The organism is Pseudomonas abieticivorans, assembly GCF_023509015.1.
GTDB classification, from domain to species: Bacteria; Pseudomonadota; Gammaproteobacteria; order Pseudomonadales; family Pseudomonadaceae; genus Aquipseudomonas; species Aquipseudomonas abieticivorans.
The window spans coordinates 2,996,911-3,019,401 of record NZ_CP094975.1; the positions used below are offsets into that span (position 1 = coordinate 2,996,911).

Genomic DNA, 22,491 nt, shown 5'->3' on the forward strand with positions numbered 1-22,491 from the left:
TGGCTAGAGCCTTGAAAAGGCCTTTACGCAAAAAGGCCCCGAGGGGCCTTTTGCAGTGCAACTGTAACGACCGAATCAGCGTGGCAGTTTCAGGTTGTTCCAGATCGCCAGGCTGGGTTCGGCCTGGTTCAGGGTGTAGAAGTGCAAGCCAGGTGCGCCGCCTTGCAGCAGTTGTTCGCACATGGTGCTGATTACTTCTTCGCCAAACTTCTGGATGCTGGCGACGTCATCGCCGTAGGCTTCCAGTTGCTTGCGGACCCAGCGCGGGATTTCCGCACCGCAGGCGTCGGAAAAGCGTGCCAGCTTGCTGTAGTTGGTGATGGGCATGATGCCCGGCACGATCGGGATGTTCACGCCCATGGCCTGCACACGCTCGACGAAGTAGAAGTAGCTGTCGGCGTTGAAGAAGTATTGGGTGATCGCGCTGTCGGCACCGGCCTTGGCCTTGCGCACGAAATTCTTCAGATCGTCTTCGAAATTATGCGCTTGTGGGTGCATTTCCGGGTAAGCGGCAACTTCAATGTGGAAGTGGCTGCCGCTTTCCTGACGAATGAACTCGACCAGGTCGTTGGCGTGGCGCAGTTCGCCACTGGCCATGCCCATGCCGGACGGCAGGTCGCCACGCAGGGCAACGATGCGCTTGATGCCGGCATCCTTGTATTGCGCCAGCAGGCCGCGCAGGTCGTCCTTGCTGTCACCCACGCACGACAGGTGCGGAGCGGCGGGTACTTTGACTTCGTGTTCCAGCTGCAGCACGGTATTGAGCGTGCGGTCGCGGGTAGAGCCACCGGCACCATAGGTGCAGGAGAAGAAATCGGGCTTGTAGCCAGCCAGTTGGCGGGCCACGTTCAGCAGTTTTTCATGCCCAGCGTCGGTCTTGGTCGGGAAGAACTCGAAGCTGAAGCGGCGTTCTTGGGACATGGTCTTACCCTTTAAACTCGAAAACCAAACCACATTCCCACCTTGCAGGTAGGAGCGGGTTCATCCGCGAAGCGTGCGCCTCGGTGTAACTGATACACCGTGGCGTCTTTTTTCGCGGATAAATCCGCTCCTGCAGCCTGTGGGCAGGTATCAGTAGCGGTAGGCGTGCGGCTTGAACGGACCTTCGACGGTCACGCCGATGTAGTCGGCCTGCTGCTTGGTCAGTTGGGTCACGACGCCGCCGAAACCGCGGACCATTTCCAGGGCCACCTCTTCGTCGAGCTTCTTGGGCAGTACTTCAACGGTCAGACGCTCGGCTTTCTGGGCTGGCGACAGGTCGGCGTACTTCTGGTCGAACAGGAAGATCTGCGCCAGCACCTGGTTGGCGAACGAACCGTCCATGATGCGGCTTGGGTGGCCGGTGGCGTTACCCAAGTTCACCAGGCGGCCTTCGGCCAGCAGGATCAGGTAGTCGTCGTTCTGCGCGTCGAAGGTGCCAGGGCCGGTGCGGTGGATCTTGTGGACCTGTGGCTTCACTTCTTCCCATGCCCAGTTCTTACGCATGAAAGCGGTGTCGATTTCGTTGTCGAAGTGGCCGATGTTGCAGACAACGGCGCGCTTCTTCAGCGCTTTGAGCATGTTCGAGTCGCAAACATTGACGTTGCCGGTGGTGGTCACGATCAGGTCGATCTTGCCCAGCAGCGCGGTGTCGATGCTCTCGGCGGTACCGGTGTTGATACCGTCGATGAACGGCGAAACCAGTTCGAAACCGTCCATGCAAGCTTGCATGGCGCAGATCGGGTCGACTTCGGTCACTTTGACGATCATGCCTTCTTGACGCAGGGACTGGGCCGAGCCCTTGCCCACGTCACCGTAGCCGACGACCAGCGCTTGCTTGCCGGACAGCAGGTGGTCGGTACCACGCTTGATGGCATCGTTGAGGCTATGACGGCAGCCGTACTTGTTGTCGTTCTTGCTTTTGGTCACCGAGTCATTGACGTTGATGGCCGGGATTTTCAGCTCGCCCTTGGCCAGCATGTCCAGCAGGCGATGCACGCCAGTGGTTGTTTCTTCGGTCACGCCGTGTACGCGGTCCAGCAGGGCCGGGTATTTCTTGTGCAGCAGCTCGGTCAGGTCGCCGCCGTCGTCGAGGATCATGTTGACGTCCCAAGGCGCGCCATCCTTCAGGATGGTTTGCTCCAGGCACCACTCGTATTCTTCTTCAGTCTCGCCTTTCCAGGCGAACACCGGGATACCGGCAGCAGCGATGGCGGCGGCGGCCTGGTCTTGGGTGGAGAAAATGTTGCAGGACGACCAACGCACTTCGGCACCCAGGGCAACCAGGGTTTCGATCAGCACGGCGGTCTGGATGGTCATGTGGATGCAGCCAAGGATCTTGGCGCCTTTGAGAGGCTGCTCGCCGGCATATTTGCGGCGCAGGCCCATCAGGGCAGGCATTTCCGATTCGGCGATGATGGTTTCGCGACGGCCCCAGGCGGCCAGGGTGATGTCGGCGACTTTGTAATCGGTAAAACCTGCAGGCGTGTTGACAGCGCTCATTGAGAGCCTCCATTCGTAATGTGCGAATGGGCGCCGTTGTGCGTTTAATATTCGCAAGGCAAACGCCCTGCGGACAACGCCCCATCCGAGCCTGACAGGTTGAACCTGCTGCAGCGCCCCTCGGACAGGTGGCGGGAACGGCCGGGAAAAGTAGATGGCCGTTTGATTGAAGCCGCACGATTATATAGAGGTGTGCGACGCTTCCCAAGGGTTTCTAGCGATAACCGCCCGAAGGTTTTAATCGCGACGATAGTCGCAGGCAAATGGAGAGTACACGGCAGGTCTGCCATGATGGCGGGCATCCAGGGCAAAACGATCAGGAGCGAGCATGAATTTCCACACCCGCAAGTGGGTCAAACCCGAAGACCTGAACCCCAATGGCACGCTGTTCGGTGGCAGCCTGCTGCGTTGGATCGACGAAGAAGCGGCGATCTACGCCATCGTCCAGCTGGGCAACCAACGCGTGGTCACCAAGTACATCTCCGAGATCAATTTCGTCAGCGCCTCGCGCCAGGGCGACATCATCGAACTGGGCATTACCGCCACCGAGTTCGGCCGAACCTCCATCACCCTGAGCTGTGAAGTGCGCAACAAGATCACCCGCAAGAGCATCCTCACGGTCGACAAGCTGGTGTTCGTGAACTTGGGCGAAGACGGCTTGCCAGCGCCGCACGGGCGTAGCGAAATCCGCTACATCAAGGATCAGTTCGAAACAGGGGAGTGATGCTTTCGCGGATGCTCCTACAGACCGTTTCTCTGTAGGAGCATCCGCGAAAAGCACGACGCTATTTAACCCCGTGCGCGCCAATCCCTCAGCCACTGCAACCCTTCGGACGTATCGCCCTTGGGCCGGTATTCGCAGCCAATCCAACCCTCATACCCCAGCGCGTCGATTACCTCGAACAGGTAGGGGTAGTTCACCTCGCCCAGGCTCGGTTCGTGTCGGTCCGGCACGCCGGCGATCTGGATGTGGCCGATACCGGCGAAGTCCCGGCGCAGCTTGACCGCCACGTCGCCTTCGACGATCTGGCAGTGGTAGCAGTCAAATTGCACTTTCAGGTTTGGCGCGCCGACTTCCTTGCAGATGGCCTGGCCCTGGTCTTGGCGGTTTAGAAAAAAACCCGGGATATCCCGCGTGTTGATCGGTTCGATCAGCACGGTGATGCCGGCCTTGGCTGCGAGGCTGGCCGCGACAGCGAGGTTTTCCAGGTACGCCGCGTGGTGGCGTGGGCGGTCGGCTTCGCTGGGCAATAGCCCGGCCATCACGTGGATGCGGTCGTTGCCCAATACTGCGGCGTACTCCAGGGCGCGCTCCACACCTGCGCGGAACTCGGCTTGGCGCCCTGGCAGTGAAGCGATGCCGCGCTCGTTCTTGCTCCAGTCGCCCGGTGGCGCATTGAACAGCGCCTGCACCAGGCCGTTGTCGCCCAGGCGCTGCTTGAGTTCGGCAGCGCTGTAATCGTATGGGAACAAGTATTCCACGGCATCGAAACCATCGGCCTTGGCGGCGGCAAAACGATCGAGAAAATCGTGCTGCGGGTACAGCATGCTGAGGTTGGCGGCAAAACGAGGCATGTTAACTCCAGTCTTCAACAGTCAGACGAAAGGCCACAGCAGCAGGGTCATGATAAAGCCCAACGTGCCCAGGATCGTGACCAGCAAGGTCCAGGTGCGCAGGCCGTCGCCCACGTTCAACCCGGCCAGTTTAGTGAACATCCAGTAGCCGGCGTCGTTGATGTGCGACATGGCCAGCCCGCCACCACCCATGGCCAGGCACAGCAGGGCCATGTGGTTGGCGCTGAGGTTGAGCGTGGCAATCAACGGGCTGAGGATGCCGGCAGTGGTTACCAGGGCTACCGTGGTAGAACCTTGAACCGCGCGCAGCAGCAAGGTCAACAGGAAACCCAGGGCCAGCACCGGCAGGCCGGTATTGCGCAAGGCTTCGGAGACCACCGCGCCGATGCCGGTGTCTACCAGCACCTTGCCAAACACGCCGCCGGCGCCCGCGATCAAAATCACCATGGCCACGCCAGGCAGGGCCGAGCCGATTACGTCCGATACCTGGCTGCGGCTCCAGCCACGGCGTGAGCCCAACAGCCAGGCGCACAGCATGGTGTCCAGCAGCAGCGCCACCAGCGGTGCGCCGAGCACGGTCATGACTGCGCGCAAGTTGGACTCGGGCGGCAGCAAGGTGGTGGCCAGTGTGCCCAGCAGGATCAAAATGATCGGCAGCAGGATCAAGGCGATGATCAGGCCAGCGCCCGGAGCCGGGGCCGGTGGCAGTTTCGCGGCCAGGCCGCTGGCGCTTTCTTCCAGGCCCAGGGTCTTGGCGTGTGCCGCTTCGCTGGTGTTGGAATAGTCGCCCTTGGCCCAGGCGGCCAGGTCTTCGTTGGTGATGTGCGGGCCGTAGACTTCCGAGCGGATGTCATCGGTCATCGGGTAGACCTTGCGGGTCATGCGCCCGGCAATGAAGTAGCCGATCAGGCACAGCACGCCGACGATGGGGATGCCGAACATCAGCACTCGGCCCAGGTCTGCGCCCAGTTGCCCGGCGGCCGCCACCGCGCCAGGGTGCGGCGGCAGGAACGCGTGCACCGAGAGCAGCGCCGCACACATCGGCAAGGCAAACACCAGCAGCGGTTTGCGTGCAGCACGGGCCACGCCATAGGCCAGGGGCATGAGGATGATCACGCCGACCTCGAAAAACACCGGGATGCCGACCATGAAACCCGCCACGGTGAGCGCCAGCGGCGTTCGGTTATTGCCGAAGCGCTTGATCAGCGTCTTGGCCAGCGCCTCGGCGCCACCGGACAGCTCGATGATGCGCCCGATCATCGCGCCCAAGGCAATGATGATCGCAATGTGGCCCAGAGTCTTGCCCATGCCGCCTTCGATGGTGGCGACCAGGTCGGCGGGTTTCACCCCGGCTACCAGGGCGACCAGGATGCTGACCAGCATCAAGGCCACGAAAGGTTGGAATTTGTACTTGAGCACCAGAAACAGCAACAGCGCGATACCGGCGCCGGCGATGGTCATCAATAGGATTGGACTCATGCTCTGATTTTCCTGTTGTTATTGTTGTTCGGTCGCCCTTTCCGGGCGTCCTTTTTTTAGGTCACTACCACTTGGCCGCGAAGGCTTGGCGCAGGTCTTCCAAAGCGCCTGGGTCCAGAGGGGAGGGCTTGGGGTCGGTCATCAACCAAAGTCGCGCGGTTTCTTCCAGCTCTTCCAACGCATAGCAAGCCTTGGCCACCGAGCTTTCCCAGATCACCGGGCCGAGCCGCTCGAGCATCACGCCGCGCACGCTGTTGGCCAGCAGGGCGACTTGGTCGGCGACCTTTGGCGAGCCGGGGCGTTCGTAGTTGATCAGCGGGATCGGCCCGACCTTCATGACTTGGTACGGGGTCAACGGCGGCAAAATGTTGTCTTGTTGCCAGACGCCGGCCAAGGTCAGGGCTACCAGATGGGTGGAGTGGGTATGCACCACGCCGCCGACCTCGGGGTTGCGGTCGTAGACCTGGCGGTGCAGCGCCAAGGTCTTGGACGGCTTGTCGCCACAGATCCATTCGCCGGCCAGGTTGACCTTGGCGATCTGCTCCGGCACCAGGCGGCCCAGGCAAGCGTCGGTGGGGGTGATCAGCCAACCGTCGTCGAGCCGGGCACTGATGTTGCCAGCGCTGCCGACGGTGTAGCCGCGACCGTAAAGCAGGCGGCCGACGTCGCAGATTTCTTCACGCAGGGCTTTTTCGTCGCTCATTGGGCACCTCCCGCCAGTTGCTTCAGGGCCTTGGCGAAGAAGTCCGGGCCACCGAAGTTGCCGGACTTGAGCGCCAGGGCCAGCGGCTGCGCGCTGTTGCTGACGGTAGCCGGCACGCCCGGGTCGATCTGTGCGCCGATTTGCAACAATTGCACGCCCAGGGCTTGCACCACGGCGCCGGAGGTTTCGCCACCGGCGACCACGAAGCGTCGCACGCCTGCGGCAAGCAGGCCTTTGGCAATTTCGCCCAGCGCCTGTTCGACCAGGGCACCGGCGCGCTCCACGCCCAGTTCACGCTGCACGGCTTTGACTTCATCCGGCGAGCTGGTGGCGTAGATCAATACGGTCTGCCCGGCATCGCGGGCAAAGGCCAGGGCCTGCTCGACCACCGGTTTGCCGGCGGCCAGGGCCAAGGGATCGATGCGCAGGGCTGGGCGAGCGGCCTCAAGCCAGGTGGCGACCTGGCCGTTGGTGGCCACCGAGGCGCTGCCGGCCAACACCACTTCACCGCCGTTGATGGTCGGCAGCTTCGCCGCATCGCTGTCACGCAGCTTGCCGGCGCGGCGGAAGTTCTCTGGCAGGCCCAAGGCCAGGCCAGAGCCGCCGGTCAGCAGTGGCAGGTCGGCGCACGCGGCGCCCAGGGTGTAGAGGTCGGCATCCGACAGTGCGTCGGCGACGGCCATGCCCACGCCCTCGGCACGCAATTGCGCGATACGGCCACGCACCGCTTCCACGCCTTTGGCGATGCTGTCATAACGCAGCAAGCCGACTTTCAACTGGGTTTGCGATTGCAGCACGCGCACCAGGTTGGCATCGGTCATGGGCGTGAGCGGGTGGTGCTGCATGCCCGATTCACTGAGCAACTGGTCTTGTACGAACAGGTGGCCACGGAAAATCGTGCGGCCATTTTCCGGGAATGCCGGGCAGGCCAGGGTGAAGTCGCTGCCAAGCTTTTCCAGCAATGCTTCGCTGACCTGGCCGATGTTGCCAGCGGCGGTGGAGTCGAAGGTGGAGCAGTATTTGAAGAAAACCTGTTCGCAGCCACGGTCTTTCAACCAGGCCAATGCCGCCAGCGACTCTTCCACCGCTTCGGCCACCGGCGTGGTACGCGATTTGAGGGCGATGACGATGGCATCGGCATCCAGCCCAGCAGCCATTTCGGCGCTGGGGATGCCGATGCTTTGCACGGTGCGCATGCCGCCGCGCACCAACATGTTGGCCAGGTCCGTGGCGCCGGTGAAGTCATCGGCGATGCAGCCCAGCAATGGGCGATGTGCAGTAGTGCTCATGGCGTGGCCTCAGTTCTGCTCGGTCTTGGCGACAGGCAGTTCGATGCCCGGGAAAATCTTGATCACGGCAGAGTCGTCTTCGCGGCCGAACCCGGCGCTGGAGGCTTGCATGAACATCTGGTGCGCAGTGGCCGACAGCGGCAGCGGGAATTTGCTGGCGCGGGCGGTATCCAGCACCAGGCCCAGGTCCTTGACGAAGATGTCCACGGCCGACAGCGGCGTGTAGTCGGCCTTGAGGATGTGCGGCACGCGGTTTTCGAACATCCACGAGTTGCCGGCGCTGTGGGTGATCACTTCGTACAAGGCGTCGGCGTCGACGCCCTCGCGCAGGCCCAGGGCCATGGCTTCGGCGCTGGCAGCGATGTGCACGCCGGCCAGCAACTGGTTGATGATTTTTACTTTCGAGCCCAGGCCATGCACGTCGCCCAGGCGGTAGACCTTGCCGGCCATGCCATTGAGGATCGCTTCGGCCTTGGCATAGGAGGCGGCAGGGCCTGAGGTCATCATGGTCATTTCGCCAGCCGCCGCCTTGGCGGCACCGCCGGAGATGGGGGCATCCAGGTACAACAGGTTCTGCGCGGCCAGGCGTTCGCCCAACTCGACGGCGAAGGTCGGGGCAACGGTAGCGCAGCCAATCACCAGGCTGCCAGGGCGCAGGGCGGCGATCGCGCCGTTTTCGCCAAAGAGTACGGTTTCGGTCTGCTCGGCGTTCACCACCACGGTGATGATCACATCGCAGGCCGCGGCCATGGCCGCCGGTGAGTCGCAGGCAACGCCGCCTTCGTTGGCGAACTGTTCGGTCACTGCGGCGCGTACGTCACAGGCATGCACATTGAAACCTGAGCGCAGCAGCGAGCGGGCAATGCCCAGCCCCATTGCACCCAGACCGATGACACCGACGTTTTTGTTATTCATGGCAGTACTCCTGGCAATTGTTCCCGCAAACCCGATCATGAGCGCGTGATCGGATCTTGTGAAGTATTTTTTAAAATTAACAAATATTAACATCGCATGTTCGGCGGGCAGGCGCAAGCCCTCGGGAACCGACGGTCAGTTAGGGGGGATTTATCCGTGAAAGGTGCGGCGCGGCAACTCAGGCCAGCAGCAGATCAACACCCAGCTTGCGCACGCTGTCTGCGGCGCCAGGCGCCAGGGCCTGGTCGCTGATGATCACATCGAACTGCTCGAGCCCGGCGATCTTGTACATGCCGAAGGTGCCGTACTTGGAACTGGTGGCCACCAGCACGGTTTGCGAAGCCGACTGCATGGCCACCTGCTTGACCTCCACCTTCAAGGCTGAAGGCGTGGTGATGCCGCGCTGCAAGTCCCAGGAAGCGGTGGACATGAAAGCGATGTCGGTGGCGATCTGACGCAAGGTGGCCGCTGCCAGGCCGCCGACGCAGGAGCGGTTGGGGTGGTCGAGCAGCCCGCCGGTATGGATGACGTCGACGTGGCTGGCGTCGGCCAAGGCGTGGACGATACCGAAGTCATTGGTGACCACGGTCATGCCGGTCAGCGCGGCGATATGCGGCACGATCTCCAGGTTGCTGGTGCCGGCATCCAGGTAGAGGGTCATGTCGGCGCGCAGCAGCCCGGCCGCGAGTTTGGCCATGGCCTGTTTCTGCGGCAATTCCACCACGGCCTTGGATTGATGGCTGGGCTCGCTGTGCAGCTGGCTGGCAATGCGCACCCCGCCGGTCACCGAATAGGCGCGGCCTTCCTGCTCGAGCAGGGCAATGTCGCGCCGCGCGGTCATGTGCGAGCAGTCGAACATTTCCATCAGCTGATGAACGCTGAGCACCTGATGCTTGCGCAACTGGCGAAGGATAAGCTCGCGGCGCTGGTCGGGGATCATCGGGGCAGACATGCGCAATCCTGAAGAGGTCGTTAAGCGCCTATCTTAGCGCGTTGGCCTTTTCGCCGGCGAGCCGCGAAAAGGCCATTCTCGCTTTAGCTTTCGGCAGGCTCGCGGGTCACTGACTTGACCAGCTTGCCGATGCTCAGGCCCTGCAGCAGGATCGAGGACAGCACCACGATGTAGGTGATACTCAGCAGCAGGTCGCGCTCGGGGCCCAACGGCAGGGCCAGCGCCAGTGCCACCGAGACGCCACCGCGCAAGCCGCCCCAGGTCAGGATGCGAATGGTGCCCTTGGGAACGCTGCGCCAGCGGCGCAGCAACAGGATGGCCGGCGCCACGGTGAGCAAGCGTGACAGCAGGATTGCCACCGCCAGCAGGCTGGCGGCCAGCATGTGCAGCCAGGAGAACGGCAGCAGCAACAGTTCCATGCCGATCAGCGCGAACAGCAGGGCGTTGAGCATGTCATCCAGCAATTCCCAGAAACCGTCCATGTAGCGCCGGGTCATGTCGTTCATCGCCAGCTTGCGGCCCAGGTTGCCGATGATCAGCCCGGCCACCACCATCGCGATCGGTGCCGACACATGCAGTTCGGTGGCCATCGCCGAACCGCCGATCACCAGCGCCAGGGTCAGCATGACCTCCACCTGGTATTGCTCGATGCTCTTGATCATGCGGTACACCACGTAGCCGATTAGCGCGCCGAACAGCACGCCACCGATGGCCTCGTGGGCAAACAGCAGGGCCGTTTCGCTGACCGTGGGCTGCTCGCCCTGGGCGACGATGCCCAGCAACACGGTAAACACCACCACCGCGGTACCATCGTTGAACAACGATTCGCCGACGATCGTGGTTTTCAGTGGCTTGGAAGCATTGGCCGTACGCAGCACGCCGAGTACCGCGATGGGGTCGGTGGGCGAGATCAGTGCACCAAACAGCAGGCAGTACAGGAAGCTCACGTGCCAGCCGAACATGGCGAAAATCCAGTAAGCCAGCGTGCCGATCACGAAGGTGGCGATCAATACGCCGAACGTCGCCAGCAGGCCGATGGGCCAGCGGTAACTGCGCAGGTCACTCAGGTTCACGTGCAGGGCGCCGGCGAACAGCAGGAACGACAGCATCCAGTTCATCAACAGGTCGCCAAAGTCGATCTGGCCGATCAGGCCTTGCACGCGGTCTTCAAGGCCGGGGTAGCCGAGAAAGCTCAGGCCCTGCAAAAGCAAGGAAAACATCAATGCCGTGACCATCACGCCGATGGTAGGTGGCAGGCCGATAAAGCGGAAATTGACGTAGGTGAGGAGGGTGGTGAGGCAAATAAACGCGGCGACTAGCTCGAGCATCCGGGCTCCCATGGTGGTTTTTAGCGAAGGTATAGAGGTTGGATGCCCTGGGGGTGGCTGGGGGCACAGCGGGTTGGACCTTGGGATTGTGGGTGGGTTCGGCCCTCACTACGGTCTAGACGCTACCCCCGCCAACTGCTACAGATTGCGCTCCAAAAGAAACAGCAAGGACCGCCACGTGTTAGCAACAACCCTGGTACTGCTCGCCGCCGTCCTGCACGCCGCCTGGAACACCCTGATCAAGTTCAGCGCCGAGCGCCTGCTGGTGATTGCCAGCATGGACACCGTGGCGCTGTTGTTTGTCGTGGCACTGGTGGGGTTTGTCGATATTCCGCCGGCCGAGGTGTGGCCCTGGATGCTGGCGTCGGCCGGGTTTGAGCTGCTGTATCGCTATCTGTTGATTCAAGCCTATCGGGTGGGGGACCTGGGGTTGGTCTACCCGCTGATGCGTGGCTTGTCGCCCTTGGTGGTGTTGGCGTTGACCCTGACCTTTGCCGGCGAGGTGCTGACCACGCAACAGATCCTCGGGATTTTGCTGATACCGTGTGGCATGGCCTGCTTGCTGTGGCAGGGCGGGGGTGGTGATCGCTTGCCATGGACGATGCTGCCGGTGGTGGCGTTGATCGGCTTGTGCATTGGCAGTTATACGTGGCTGGACGGCCAAGCATTGCGGCGCTGGTCGCACCCCTTGGATTACCTGGTGTGGTTGACCTTGATCAGTGCCTGGCCATTCCCATTGGTGGCGCTTGTGAGCAAGCGCGAAAGCTTCAGGTATTTCTGGAAAACCCAGTGGAAGTTGGGGGTGACGGTCGGCTTTTTCGTGCTGTTCAGTTACGCTCTGGTGCTCTGGGCCATGCAGTTGGGCTCGGTGGCAGAGGCCGCGGCGCTGCGCGAGATCAGCGTCATCCTGGTGGTGCTGTTTGGCATGCGTTACCTGAAAGAACCGTTCGGCCGGCCCAGGCTCATCGCCTGCGCATTGGTGCTGATTGGCATGTTGATCATGAAATTTTAATAAGAGAGCTGCTTATGACCGTTGCATTCTGGTGTGTCCTGATCGCCCTGTTTCTTCCCTATATCTGTACCGGGGTTGCCAAGTTCAGCGGTGGCAAGTTCGGGCCACGGCAAAACCATGACCCGCGCACTTTCCTCGACAACCTGGAAGGCTTTGCCAAGCGGGCTCATGCCGCGCAATTGAATAGCTTCGAGATCAACCCGGCATTCATTGCCGCCGTGATCATTTCCGACATCGTGGGTAACGCCCAGCAAGTAACCATGGACGTTATGTCGGTAATGTTCATCACCAGCCGGCTGCTGTACATCATCTGCTACCTGGCGGATTGGGCGATGTTGCGCTCGCTGGTCTGGTTCGTTGGCGTTGGGTTGATCGTAAGTTTCTTCTTTGTCTCGGTGAGCTGAGCAAATGACCAATAAAGCATTCGCCATTGCTCTGCTGGCCTGCCTTGCCTTGAGCGCTTGCGGGGGTGTGGACCCCAACTCGCCGTTGGGCCAGCGCAAGGCCATCTTCAAGCAGATGCTCAAGACCAGTGAAGACATGGGCGGGATGTTGCGCGGACGGTTGCCGTTCGATGGGCCGACATTTGCCCAGAACGCCCTTAAACTGGACAGCTTGTCCCATCAGCCTTGGGCGCATTTTCCGCAGGTCAGGGAAGAGGACCACACCAGTGCCAAGGCTGATGTGTGGGAGAAGCAGGCGCATTTCCAGCAGTTGGCTCGCTCGCTGGAGTCAGCGACCGGCGAGTTGGTGATCGCCAGCCAGGCCCAGCCGCTGAATGCGCCGGACCTGGCCCTGCCCATGCAGAAGGTCGAAGACACCTGCAAGGCATGTCACAAGGAGTTTCGCGACCACTGAGTGGGGGTTACTTGTCGAGCTCGTCCACCGCTTCCTGCAATTCCTTGCGCGATTCGGCGAGCTTGTCTTTGCGTGAGTTGATCTTGTCCGAATCGCCTTTTTTCATGGCCTTGTCGAGGTCGCTCTGGCGCTTGTTGACCTCACGCTTGGCATCCAGCACTTTGTTTTCGCGCTCTTTCTGCAGGCCGGCGTCGGTGCAGTTGGCCTTGATTTCACTCAGGGCTTTTTCCAGCCCGGCTTGCTGGTTGCCGTTGCCAGCGGCCTTGGCTTGGTCGATCTGGGTTTGCACGGCCTGTTGCTTGGCCGCGCAGCCGGTGAGCTCCGGAGTGTCTTCGGCTGCCAGCAATGCAGTGGATGAGAAGCTGAACAGGGCCGTTATGGCCAGCAGAGGTAAGGTTTTCATGGTGACTCCGTAAAAATACCGCTCCATTGGAGAACTAATTGAGGCGTTTGTCTGTAGGAAGTTTCTGATTCCGGTTCAAGGTACTACGAATCGGTGAAACCATCGACGCCTGCTTCTTTCAATTGGCCCACCAGTGTGAGCACTTCCGGGTGTCGAAAAAATTCATGCAGTTGGTTGGCGCGTTTCGCGCCTATTCCGGCTCGCGCCTGCCACTGCTCCACCCCGTACTGGGCAAGCGTTTGCCAGTGCTCGCCAAGTGGCGTGTCGCCCGCAGGTGGCATACCCAGTGCCTTGAGCCATGCAGCAAAGTTGCGGTCACGGCCTTGAGCAAAGCTTGCGAGCAATCGTTGGCTGGAGCGTTCGCCTAGCCCTGGGACTTCGGCAAGGCTGGCAGCATCCAGCGTGAGCCAATCGAGCAAGCCATTGATCTTGGCGTTGGCTATTAGCCGGTCCCAGGTGCCCGGCCCTACGTGTGGCATGGCTAGCCCTTGTTTGCCGCCAAGCCAGGCCAGGCGTGCGCGAAACTGGCTTTCGCATCCTGTAACAGGGCGCCAGCAACTGAACAGGTGATAGTCCTCTGGCGTCGGTACAGAAAGGGGCAGGCGCTGTGGGTTATGCCACACCACCCCGGCCAGACGCGGGATGGTCAGGCCCGCCAGATCCACGGCCACTCGGTCGCCAGTGCGGATATCCCATTGCCGCCAGCGCTCCAGCGAGCCGGCGCTCACCCGTTTGACCTTGCGGTCGTCGAGCTGTACCGGTTTGAGTTCCAGCACAGGTGTCACCCGACCCGTGCGTCCGATGGTGAAGGTTACGTCTCGAACCTCTGCCAGTACTTGGGCATAGGGGTATTTCCAGGCCGCGATCCAGTAAGGCACTTTGGCTTGCCAGCGTGCTGCGGGCGGGCGCTGGCTTTGGCGCAGTATCAGGCCGTCGCTGGCAAAAGGCAGCGGGCTTTGGTACCAGTGCTCGCGCCAGTATCGGGCCTGGTGCGCGTCCTGGATCGGCTGGCTGTAAGCGGCAGGCTCGGTAAAACCCAGTTGTGCCAAGGCCGCCAAGCGCTCGGGCAACGTGGCCGGGCCTTCGGGCCAGTCCCAGGCGAACAGGCCAATCTGATCGCCTTCTGTTTTCAGTAAAGATTGCCTTGCCATCAGCCCGGCGACCTTGCTCCGGGCATTGGCGCTGCCGTGCTGGCTTTGTATGTGGCCGTCCAGGCGCCAGTAAAGCTCGCCCTGAATCAACAGGTCTACAGGCCTGGGAAGCCTGGCGGGTATGGCGGCGATCGAGTGCGCTGGGCGAGTCCAGTCCTGGCCAAGCACACCATCGCCACGGCTGATGACCTGATGCAGCAAGCCTTTGCGATAGACCACGGTCACCGCCACTCCATCGATTTTGGGTTGTACCCAGACATCCTCGCGGCCCTTGAGCCATTGTTCCACGGAGGCCTGTTCAGCGTGTTTGCTCACGCCGGTATGGGGTATGGGGTGAGGCACCGGGCCGGCCGCGGTTTTCAGCGGCGAAGGCTCCGGTCGCACGATGGCTGGGAAGCACTGTTGCCAATCGGCCAGCCAACGGCGTGACTGGTCATAGAGCTCATCGGCAATCGGCGAGACGCCCAAACGATGATATTGGTCGTCCCACTCGGCCAGGCGCTGCTCAAGGGTGATGATTTCACTGCGGGCCTGGTCGGGGTTCCAGTCGGGGCAAGCGTGGGCCAGGCCTGTGCAAAGGGCCAGGGTAAACAGCAGGCGGGTGGGCATGGGGAGCTTCCGTGCTCGGCTTGGGAAATTCAAGCCTAGAAGCTATGACGTGCACAGGTCGGAATAACCTGTTGCCACCGGTTTCATGTTTAAGGGTGAAATTGGATGGAGGTATCCGCGAAAAAAAACGCCGCGATACGTCAGGCGTATCGCGGCGTTTTTTTCGCGGATGAATCCGCTCCTACCAGGCAGCCGTATTACAGGCCGGCTGCGGCGCGCAGGCCTTCGGCGCGGTCGGTGCGCTCCCAGGTGAACGCGGTGAAGGTGTCATCACCCACGGTCATTTCGTACGGGGTACGGCCGAAGTGGCCGTAGGCCGCGGTGGCCTGGTACATCGGGTGCAGCAGGTCGAGCATTTTGGTGATCGCGTACGGACGCAGGTCGAAGTGCTCGCGGACCAGTTGGACGATCTTGCTGTCCGACAGCTTGCCGGTACCGAAGGTGTTGATCGAGATCGAGGTAGGCTGGGCCACGCCGATGGCGTAGGAAACCTGGATCTCGCAACGATCGGCCAGGCCGGCGGCGACGATGTTCTTGGCAACGTAACGGCCCACGTAGGCAGCCGAACGGTCAACCTTGGATGGGTCCTTGCCGGAGAATGCACCGCCACCGTGGCGGGCCATGCCGCCGTAGGTGTCGACGATGATCTTGCGGCCGGTCAGGCCGCAGTCGCCCACTGGGCCACCGATAATGAAGTTGCCAGTCGGGTTGATGTGGAACTGGGTGTCCTTGTGCAGCAACTCGGCTGGCAGCACTTGCTTGACGATCAGTTCCATCACGCCTTCACGCAGGTCGGCGTAGGACACTTCCGGGTTGTGCTGGGTCGACAGTACGACAGCGTCGATACCCACGACCTTGCCGCCTTCGTAACGGCAGGTGACCTGGGACTTGGCATCCGGGCGCAGCCATGGCAGTTCGCCGGCCTTGCGCGCTTCGGCCTGGCGTTCTACCAGGCGGTGCGAGAAGCAGATCGGCGCGGGCATCAGCACGTCGGTTTCGTTGCTGGCGTAACCGAACATCAGGCCCTGGTCGCCGGCACCCTGGTCTTCAGGCTTGCTGCGGTCAACGCCTTGGGCGATGTCCACCGACTGTTTGCCGATGATGTTCATGACAGCGCACGTGGCACCGTCAAAACCGACGTCGGAGCTGTTGTAGCCGATGTCGACGATCACTTTACGAACGATGTCTTCCAGGTCTACCCAGGCTGAAGTGGTCACTTCGCCGGCGATGATGGCAACGCCGGTTTTCACCAGGGTCTCGCACGCCACGCGGGCGAACTTGTCTTGAGCAATGATGGCGTCCAGCACCGCGTCGGAAATCTGGTCGGCGATTTTATCCGGATGCCCTTCGGACACGGACTCGGAAGTGAAAAGGGAGTGTTCGCTCATTTCGATAGTTTTCCTGAGTTTACCGATGGAGGGGGTTGCCAGCCGGCCGTTGAAAATGGCGGACCTGGATCTGGAAACCATTACGTAAGCCTACATAGAGGCCTTCCCCGGGAACGAGTCCCGCAGCGGTGGCCCAACGGGCCAGATCTTCCTGTTCAAAACCTAGCCAGAGATCACCGCAGGCCTCTCTGGCCCAGCTCTGGTCATGGCTGCACAACTCGGTGACCAGCAAGCTGCCACCTGGGGTGATGCGGGCGGCCAACTGCTTGAAGGCTTGGGCGGGGTCGCTGAAGTGGTGCAGCACCATGTTCAGCACCACGCAATCGGCAGCGATGGCGCAGTCGCCCAGGGCATCGGCCAGATGCAGTTGCACATTGCCCAGGGCCAGGCGTTGGCACACCTGGCGCGCCAGGTCGAGCATGTCGGCGCTGTTATCCAGTGCGCTGACCTGGCTGAAACGGCGGGCCAGCTCAGGGAGGAACTCGCCGTCACCCGGGCCAATTTCCAGTGCCGTGGCCTGTTCGCCGAAGCTGAGGCTATCGAGCAGCGACAGCAGGCTCTCGCGATATTGCGCCAGGCCTGCGATCAGGTCTTGCTGCGCACGAAACTTCTCTTCCATGCGCGAGAAAAAGTCTTTGCTGGCCGCCGCTCGCTGACGTTGCACGGTGGCCATGCGCGCCTGCGCCTCGACCGGCAATTGCAGGCAGTCCACCTCGTCGAGCAGGGCGGCGTGCAGGCGCCCGCCCAGCAGCCCGGCGTCGGGCAGGGCACGACGGTAGAAAATGGCATTGCCTTCGCGACGGGTGGCCACCAGTTCTGCCTGGGCCAGCACCTTGAGGTGGTGGCTCATGCCGGACTGGCCGATACCAAAGATCTGCGCCAGCTCCAGTACGCCGAACGAATCGTTGGCCAGGGCGCGCAATACGTTCAGCCGCAGCGGGTCGCCGCCGGCCTTGCACAGGGCAGCCAGCTCATCGCTTTGTTCATGACGGATCGTGGGCACGCGTAGGTTCATAGGGCCGGCAGTCTAGACACGGTGAACAATCGCTGCAAGAGCAATATCAAAAAGTTTTGATATTGCCTGATCAGCGGAGCCGAATGGCCCGATCGGGAGTCCATTGCAGACAAACGTTGGAAGCCGGCCGACATTTAGCCCAATGAACGCAGGAAAAACGCTGCACAGTGACCATCTGTCATTGCCCAGAGGCACGTGCCTAGGGGAAAATGCCGGTCTTTTCCAATTCCGTATCATTCAAGCCCCAGGAGATAAGCGATGCCCAGCCGTCGTGAGCGTGCCAACGCCATTCGTGCCCTCAGCATGGATGCCGTGCAAAAAGCCAACAGCGGCCATCCCGGTGCCCCGATGGGCATGGCGGATATCGCCGAAGTACTTTGGCGGGATTTCTTGAAGCACAACCCGACCAATCCGTCGTTCGCCAACCGTGACCGCTTCATCATGTCCAACGGCCATGGTTCGATGCTGGTCTATTCGTTGCTGCACCTGACCGGTTACGACCTGTCCATCGACGACCTGAAGAACTTCCGCCAGTTGCACAGCCGCACCCCGGGCCACCCGGAGTACGGTTACACCCCAGGCGTTGAAACCACCACCGGCCCGCTGGGCCAAGGCCTGGCCAATGCGGTGGGCTTTGCCATTGCCGAGAAAACCCTGGCGGCACAGTTCAACCGTCCGGGCCATAACGTCGTTGATCACCACACCTACGTATTCCTGGGTGATGGCTGCATGATGGAAGGCATTTCCCACGAAGTCAGCTCCCTGGCCGGTACCTTGGGCCTGAACAAGCTGATCGCCTTCTACGACGACAACGGCATTTCCATCGACGGCGAAGTCGAAGGCTGGTTCACCGACGACACGCCAAAGCGTTTCGAAGCCTACAACTGGCAGGTCATCCGCAATGTCGACGGCCATGACGCCGACGAGATCAAGATGGCCATCGAGACGGCGCGCAAAAGCGACCGCCCGACCCTGATCTGCTGCAAGACCATCATCGGTTTTGGCTCGCCTAACAAGCAGGGCAAGGAAGAGTCCCACGGTGCTGCCCTGGGTGCTGAAGAAATCGCCCTGACCCGCGCCGCGCTGAAGTGGAACTACGGCCCGTTCGAAATCCCGGCTGATATCTATGCCGAGTGGGACGCCAAGGAAGCCGGTCGCGCCCTGGAAGCCGAGTGGGACCAGCGCTTTGCTGCCTACGCCGCCGCGCACCCTGAGCTGGCCAATGAATTCATCCGCCGCATGGCCGGTGAAATGCCAGCCGACTTCGCGCAAAAGGCCGATGCCTGGATCGCCGAAGTGGTAGCCAAGGGCGAAACCATCGCCAGCCGCAAAGCCAGCCAGAACGCCCTGAATGCCTTTGGCCCGCTGCTGCCGGAACTGCTGGGCGGCTCGGCTGACCTGGCCAGCTCCAACCTGACTTTCTGGAAAGGCAGCCAGAGCATCAGCGCCGAAGCACCAGGCGGCAACTACCTGCACTACGGTGTGCGTGAGTTCGGCATGAGCGCGATCATGAACGGTATCGCCCTGCACGGCGGCTTCGTGCCGTACGGCGCAACCTTCCTGATCTTCATGGAATACGCGCGCAATGCCGTGCGCATGTCGGCGCTGATGAAGAAGCGCATCATCTACGTGTTCACCCACGACTCCATCGGCCTGGGCGAAGACGGTCCGACTCACCAGCCGATCGAGCAACTGGCCAGCCTGCGTTGCACGCCGAACCTGGACACCTGGCGCCCGGCTGACGCCGTGGAGTCGGCAGTGGCCTGGAAACACGCCATCCAGCGCAAGGATGGCCCTTCGGCGCTGATCTTCTCCCGTCAGAACCTGCAGAACCAACCGCGCGACGCGGCCCAGCTGGCTGATGTAGAGCGTGGCGCCTACGTGCTCAAAGACTGCGAAGGCGAGCCGGAGCTGATCCTGATCGCCACCGGTTCCGAAGTTGACCTGGCCGTGAAGGCCCAGGCCCAACTGGCTGCCCAAGGCCGCAAGGTACGCGTCGTCTCGATGCCGTGCACCAGCGTGTTCGATGCCCAGGACGCCGGCTACAAGCAGGCCGTGCTGCCGCTGCAGGTCAGTGCCCGTATTGCCATCGAAGCGGCCCATGCCGACTACTGGTACAAGTACGTGGGCCTGGAAGGCCGCGTGATCGGCATGACCACCTTCGGCGAATCGGCCCCTGCGGCCGCCTTGTTCGAAGAGTTCGGTTTTACCGTGGAAAACGTCGTCGGCACTGCTGAAGAGCTGCTGGAAGACTGATCCCTGGCTGTACCGCTCCTACCGTTTGTGTAGGAGCGGATTCATCCGCGAAAGCCACGCCACGGCTTGCCTGATACACCGTGGCGCGGCTTTCGCGGATGAATCCGCTTCTACAGCGGTAGGGGGCGAACCTTGCGTTGATGATGGTTTCCAGTGAGTACCTCATGCCCCAGCCGCGCCCTTACAAAGTTGCACTCAACGGTTACGGCCGTATCGGTCGTTGTGTTCTGCGAGCGCTTGTCGAGCGAGGCGCCAAGGCCGGGTTCGAGGTGGTTGCCATCAATGATCTGGCCGACATGGCCAGCATCGAATACCTGACACGCTTCGATTCCACCCACGGGCGTTTCCCCGGGGAAGTGGCGATCGACGGCGATTGTCTGCTGATCAATGGTCATTGCGTGAAAGTCTTGCGCAGTGCCACCCCCGAACACATCGACTGGGCAGCCCTGGATGTCGACCTGGTGCTGGAATGCTCCGGCGCCTGGCACACCCGCGCCGACGGCCAGCGCTTCCTCGACGCCGGCGCGCCCCGCGTGCTGTTTTCCCAGCCGATGGCCAGCGAGGCCGATGTCGACGCCACCGTGGTGTTCGGCATCAACCAGGACCGCCTGACCGGTAACGAAAGGCTGCTGTCCAACGCCTCGTGCACCACCAATTGCAGCGTGCCGCTGTTGCGCCTGCTGGACCAGGCTTTGGGCCTTGAGTACGTGTCCATCACCACGATCCACTCGGCGATGAATGACCAGCCGGTGATCGATGCCTACCACGCCGAAGACCTGCGCCGCACGCGCTCGGCGTTCCAGTCGATCATCCCGGTCAATACCGGGCTTGCACGCGGCATTGAACGCCTGCTTCCGGAACTTGCCGGGAGAATTCAGGCCAAAGCGGTGCGTGTGCCGACGGTGAACGTGTCGTGCCTGGACATCACCCTGCAGGTCAGCAAGGCCACCGACACGGCCGAAGTCAACCGGATCCTGCGCGAGGCCGCCACCAGCGGCCCGCTCAAGGGCCTGCTGGCCTATACCGAACTGCCCCATGCCAGTTGTGATTTCAATCATGACCCGCATTCGGCCATCGTCGATGCCAGCCAGACCCGGGTTTCCGGGCCTAGGCTGGTGAACCTGCTGGCCTGGTTCGACAACGAATGGGGCTTCGCCAATCGCATGCTCGACGTTGCAGAGCACTTTCTGCACGTTGTAAACCAACAAAATGAACAGGCTTGAAGGACTGAACACATGACCGTGCTGAAGATGACCGACCTCGATCTGCAAGGTAAGCGCGTACTGATCCGCGAAGACCTCAACGTCCCCGTGAAGGACGGCGTGGTAACCAGCGATGCGCGTATCCTCGCTTCGCTGCCGACCATCAAGCTGGCCCTGGAAAAGGGCGCGGCCGTGATGGTCTGCTCGCACCTGGGCCGGCCGACCGAGGGTGAATTCTCTGCCGAAAACAGCCTCAAGCCGGTTGCCGACTACCTGAGCAAGGCCTTGGGTCGTGAAGTGCCGCTGGTCGCCGACTACCTGGACGGCGTCGAGGTGAAAGCGGGCGACGTGGTGCTGTTCGAGAACGTGCGCTTCAACACAGGCGAAAAAAAGAACGCCGACGAGTTGGCCAAGCAATACGCCGCCCTGTGCGATGTGTTCGTGATGGACGCCTTCGGTACTGCCCACCGTGCCGAGGGCTCGACCCACGGCGTGGCCAAGTTCGCCAAAGTGGCAGCGGCCGGTCCGTTGCTGGCGGCCGAACTGGACGCGCTGGGCAAGGCCCTGGGCGCTCCAGCCACGCCAATGGCCGCGATTGTCGCCGGCTCCAAGGTGTCGACCAAGCTGGACGTGCTGAACAGCCTGAGCACTATTTGCGACCAGTTGATCGTCGGTGGCGGCATCGCCAACACCTTCCTGGCTGCCGCCGGCCACCCGGTGGGCAAGTCGCTGTATGAGCCGGACCTGCTGGACACCGCCCGTGCCATCGCCGCCAAGGTCAGCGTGCCGCTGCCGGTAGACGTGGTAGTGGCCAAGGAGTTCGCCGAAAGCGCTACCGCCACCGTCAAGCTGATTGCCGACGTGGCTGCCGACGACATGATCCTGGACATCGGCCCGCAGACCGCCGAGCAGTTTGCCCAACTGCTGAAGACCTCCAAGACTATCCTGTGGAACGGCCCGGTGGGCGTGTTCGAATTCGACCAGTTCGGCAACGGTACCAAGGTGTTGGCCAAGGCCATCGCTGAAAGCTCGGCGTTCTCCATTGCCGGCGGTGGCGACACCCTGGCGGCCATCGACAAGTATGGCGTGGGCAAGGATATTTCCTATATCTCCACCGGTGGCGGCGCCTTTCTGGAATTCGTCGAGGGCAAGGTTCTGCCGGCGGTCGAAGTGCTGGAACAACGGGCCAAGGCCTGATACGCGCACATGCTGTGCAAAGGGAGAGTCCGGATGAGCAAGGCATTTATGTTGCTGTTGGCGGCCGGCTTGATCGCCGGTTGCTCCAGCAAGCCTGCGTCTGAACCTGCAAAGGATGGGCAAGCCCCGGGGCAGGGCGGTTGTTACCAGTCTGGCTGGCAAGCTGAAACAGTGCCGGTGATCAACAAACGCCTGGGCCCCGATGGCCTGGAAAAGTATGACGAAGAGCATCAGGCCAAGGGTCAGGGTTGCCCGTAGGGCCCCGTGCTTGCAACGAGGAGCAGGAATGAGAGGCTTTGCCGCGCTGTTGGCATGTGCAGTGCTTGGTGGATGTGCGAGCGTTTCGGCGCCCTCATCCGATAGCTGGACGACCTGGTTGTGTGACACTGATGCCGAGCTGTACTGGCATTACACCGATACGGCCAAAGAGCACGTCGATGTGCGACTCAAGGGCAGCGAGCAGGTCTATCACCTGAAAGCTGAACCGGGCGCCGCTGGCGAACTCTATAGTGACGGTGTATTGGCATTTCACGTAATGGGCAACGGTGGCCTGGTGTACTGGGTAGCCACCAACGATTTGATCGGCCGGGGCTGCAAGGCGCCGTGACGGAAAGGGCAAAGCCTGCGGGCTGGGCCCTGAACCACTTGAATAGCAGCCGCCGCTACGGCAGGCTTGCA

The 22,491-nt window shown here is 61.7% G+C and carries 22 protein-coding genes and 1 riboswitch; of the genes, 9 read left to right on the forward strand and 13 right to left on the reverse strand.

From position 1 onward, the window contains the following. Nucleotides 1-75: 75 nt before the first annotated feature. Nucleotides 76-921, reverse strand: coding sequence for a methylenetetrahydrofolate reductase [NAD(P)H] (gene metF / locus L9B60_RS13605; RefSeq protein ID WP_249679324.1), 846 nt, complete (start codon nt 919-921; stop codon nt 76-78). A 150-nt stretch (nt 922-1,071) separates the two neighbouring features. Then, nucleotides 1,072-2,481, reverse strand: a complete 1,410-nt coding sequence (gene ahcY, locus L9B60_RS13610) for an adenosylhomocysteinase (RefSeq protein ID WP_249679325.1) — start codon at nt 2,479-2,481, stop codon at nt 1,072-1,074. Nucleotides 2,482-2,502: 21 nt separating this feature from the next. Further along, a riboswitch (S-adenosyl-L-homocysteine riboswitch) is annotated at nt 2,503-2,609 on the reverse strand. 200 nt (nt 2,610-2,809) lie between these two features. Between ahcY and L9B60_RS13615 the strand changes: the two genes are divergently transcribed. After that, nucleotides 2,810-3,205 (forward strand): acyl-CoA thioesterase, encoded by a 396-nt coding sequence (locus L9B60_RS13615; protein ID WP_283780617.1) that lies wholly within the window; start codon nt 2,810-2,812, stop codon nt 3,203-3,205. Nucleotides 3,206-3,270: 65 nt separating this feature from the next. On the opposite strand, the gene otnI is transcribed toward L9B60_RS13615, so the two are convergent. The 7 genes from otnI to L9B60_RS13650 all read right to left on the reverse strand — a co-directional run bounded on the left by otnI (nt 3,271) and on the right by L9B60_RS13650 (nt 10,722). Beyond that, nucleotides 3,271-4,056 carry a 2-oxo-tetronate isomerase gene (gene otnI, locus L9B60_RS13620; RefSeq protein ID WP_249679326.1) on the reverse strand — a complete coding sequence of 262 codons (786 nt, stop codon included), beginning with the start codon at nt 4,054-4,056 and terminating at the stop codon, nt 3,271-3,273. 21 nt (nt 4,057-4,077) lie between these two features. Continuing rightward, a complete protein-coding gene (locus tag L9B60_RS13625; RefSeq protein ID WP_249679327.1) occupies nt 4,078-5,535 on the reverse strand; it encodes a GntT/GntP/DsdX family permease in 1,458 nt (485 codons plus the stop codon). Between the two features lie 64 nt (nt 5,536-5,599). Continuing rightward, the gene (gene otnC / locus L9B60_RS13630; protein ID WP_249679328.1) at nt 5,600-6,238 is read right to left on the reverse strand and encodes a 3-oxo-tetronate 4-phosphate decarboxylase; all 639 of its coding nucleotides are present in this window, start codon (nt 6,236-6,238) and stop codon (nt 5,600-5,602) included. Continuing rightward, nucleotides 6,235-7,527, reverse strand: a complete 1,293-nt coding sequence (gene otnK / locus L9B60_RS13635; RefSeq protein ID WP_249679329.1) for a 3-oxo-tetronate kinase — start codon at nt 7,525-7,527, stop codon at nt 6,235-6,237. Before otnK ends, otnC begins: the two co-directional genes overlap by 4 nt. A 9-nt stretch (nt 7,528-7,536) precedes the next feature. After that, nucleotides 7,537-8,442 carry an L-threonate dehydrogenase gene (gene ltnD / locus L9B60_RS13640; RefSeq protein WP_249679330.1) on the reverse strand — a complete coding sequence of 302 codons (906 nt, stop codon included), beginning with the start codon at nt 8,440-8,442 and terminating at the stop codon, nt 7,537-7,539. 178 nt (nt 8,443-8,620) lie between these two features. Then, nucleotides 8,621-9,394, reverse strand: a complete 774-nt coding sequence (locus L9B60_RS13645; protein WP_249679331.1) for a DeoR/GlpR family DNA-binding transcription regulator — start codon at nt 9,392-9,394, stop codon at nt 8,621-8,623. An 83-nt stretch (nt 9,395-9,477) separates the two neighbouring features. Beyond that, nucleotides 9,478-10,722: a cation:proton antiporter gene (locus L9B60_RS13650; RefSeq protein ID WP_249679332.1), complete on the reverse strand. Its 1,245-nt coding sequence runs from the start codon at nt 10,720-10,722 to the stop codon at nt 9,478-9,480. A 178-nt stretch (nt 10,723-10,900) separates the two neighbouring features. Here L9B60_RS13650 and L9B60_RS13655 point away from each other — a divergent pair, with 178 nt between their 5' ends. The 3 genes from L9B60_RS13655 to L9B60_RS13665 are packed head-to-tail and all read left to right on the forward strand — an operon-like array spanning nt 10,901 to nt 12,592. Further along, a complete protein-coding gene (locus L9B60_RS13655) occupies nt 10,901-11,734 on the forward strand; it encodes an EamA family transporter (protein WP_249679333.1) in 834 nt (277 codons plus the stop codon). Between the two features lie 14 nt (nt 11,735-11,748). After that, nucleotides 11,749-12,138 carry an MAPEG family protein gene (locus tag L9B60_RS13660; RefSeq protein WP_249679334.1) on the forward strand — a complete coding sequence of 130 codons (390 nt, stop codon included), beginning with the start codon at nt 11,749-11,751 and terminating at the stop codon, nt 12,136-12,138. A 4-nt stretch (nt 12,139-12,142) separates the two neighbouring features. Beyond that, nucleotides 12,143-12,592: a c-type cytochrome gene (locus L9B60_RS13665; protein WP_249679335.1), complete on the forward strand. Its 450-nt coding sequence runs from the start codon at nt 12,143-12,145 to the stop codon at nt 12,590-12,592. A 7-nt stretch (nt 12,593-12,599) separates the two neighbouring features. Here L9B60_RS13665 and L9B60_RS13670 read toward each other — a convergent pair whose 3' ends face one another. The 4 genes from L9B60_RS13670 to L9B60_RS13685 all read right to left on the reverse strand — a co-directional run bounded on the left by L9B60_RS13670 (nt 12,600) and on the right by L9B60_RS13685 (nt 17,158). After that, a complete protein-coding gene (locus L9B60_RS13670; protein ID WP_249679336.1) occupies nt 12,600-12,995 on the reverse strand; it encodes a DUF1090 domain-containing protein in 396 nt (131 codons plus the stop codon). Between the two features lie 83 nt (nt 12,996-13,078). Next, nucleotides 13,079-14,755 carry an NAD-dependent DNA ligase LigB gene (ligB, locus tag L9B60_RS13675; RefSeq protein WP_249679337.1) on the reverse strand — a complete coding sequence of 559 codons (1,677 nt, stop codon included), beginning with the start codon at nt 14,753-14,755 and terminating at the stop codon, nt 13,079-13,081. 197 nt (nt 14,756-14,952) lie between these two features. Beyond that, nucleotides 14,953-16,143 carry a methionine adenosyltransferase gene (gene metK / locus L9B60_RS13680; protein WP_249679338.1) on the reverse strand — a complete coding sequence of 397 codons (1,191 nt, stop codon included), beginning with the start codon at nt 16,141-16,143 and terminating at the stop codon, nt 14,953-14,955. Between the two features lie 19 nt (nt 16,144-16,162). Next, nucleotides 16,163-17,158, reverse strand: coding sequence for an ArsR/SmtB family transcription factor (locus L9B60_RS13685; protein WP_249679339.1), 996 nt, complete (start codon nt 17,156-17,158; stop codon nt 16,163-16,165). A gap of 258 nt (nt 17,159-17,416) precedes the next feature. On the opposite strand from L9B60_RS13685, the gene tkt reads away from it, so the two are divergent. The 5 genes from tkt (at nt 17,417) to L9B60_RS13710 (ending at nt 22,420) form a co-directional block, all read left to right on the forward strand. Then, nucleotides 17,417-19,414, forward strand: coding sequence for a transketolase (gene tkt, locus L9B60_RS13690; protein ID WP_249679340.1), 1,998 nt, complete (start codon nt 17,417-17,419; stop codon nt 19,412-19,414). Nucleotides 19,415-19,578: 164 nt separating this feature from the next. Then, the gene (gene epd / locus L9B60_RS13695; RefSeq protein WP_249679341.1) at nt 19,579-20,637 is read left to right on the forward strand and encodes an erythrose-4-phosphate dehydrogenase; all 1,059 of its coding nucleotides are present in this window, start codon (nt 19,579-19,581) and stop codon (nt 20,635-20,637) included. A 12-nt stretch (nt 20,638-20,649) separates the two neighbouring features. Continuing rightward, on the forward strand, nt 20,650-21,813 hold the full coding sequence (locus tag L9B60_RS13700) for a phosphoglycerate kinase (RefSeq protein WP_249679342.1): 1,164 nt from the start codon (nt 20,650-20,652) through the stop codon (nt 21,811-21,813). 33 nt (nt 21,814-21,846) lie between these two features. Continuing rightward, nucleotides 21,847-22,071: a hypothetical protein gene (locus tag L9B60_RS13705; RefSeq protein ID WP_249679343.1), complete on the forward strand. Its 225-nt coding sequence runs from the start codon at nt 21,847-21,849 to the stop codon at nt 22,069-22,071. 28 nt (nt 22,072-22,099) lie between these two features. Next, a complete protein-coding gene (locus tag L9B60_RS13710) occupies nt 22,100-22,420 on the forward strand; it encodes an MliC family protein (RefSeq protein ID WP_249679344.1) in 321 nt (106 codons plus the stop codon). Nucleotides 22,421-22,491 lie beyond the last annotated feature (71 nt).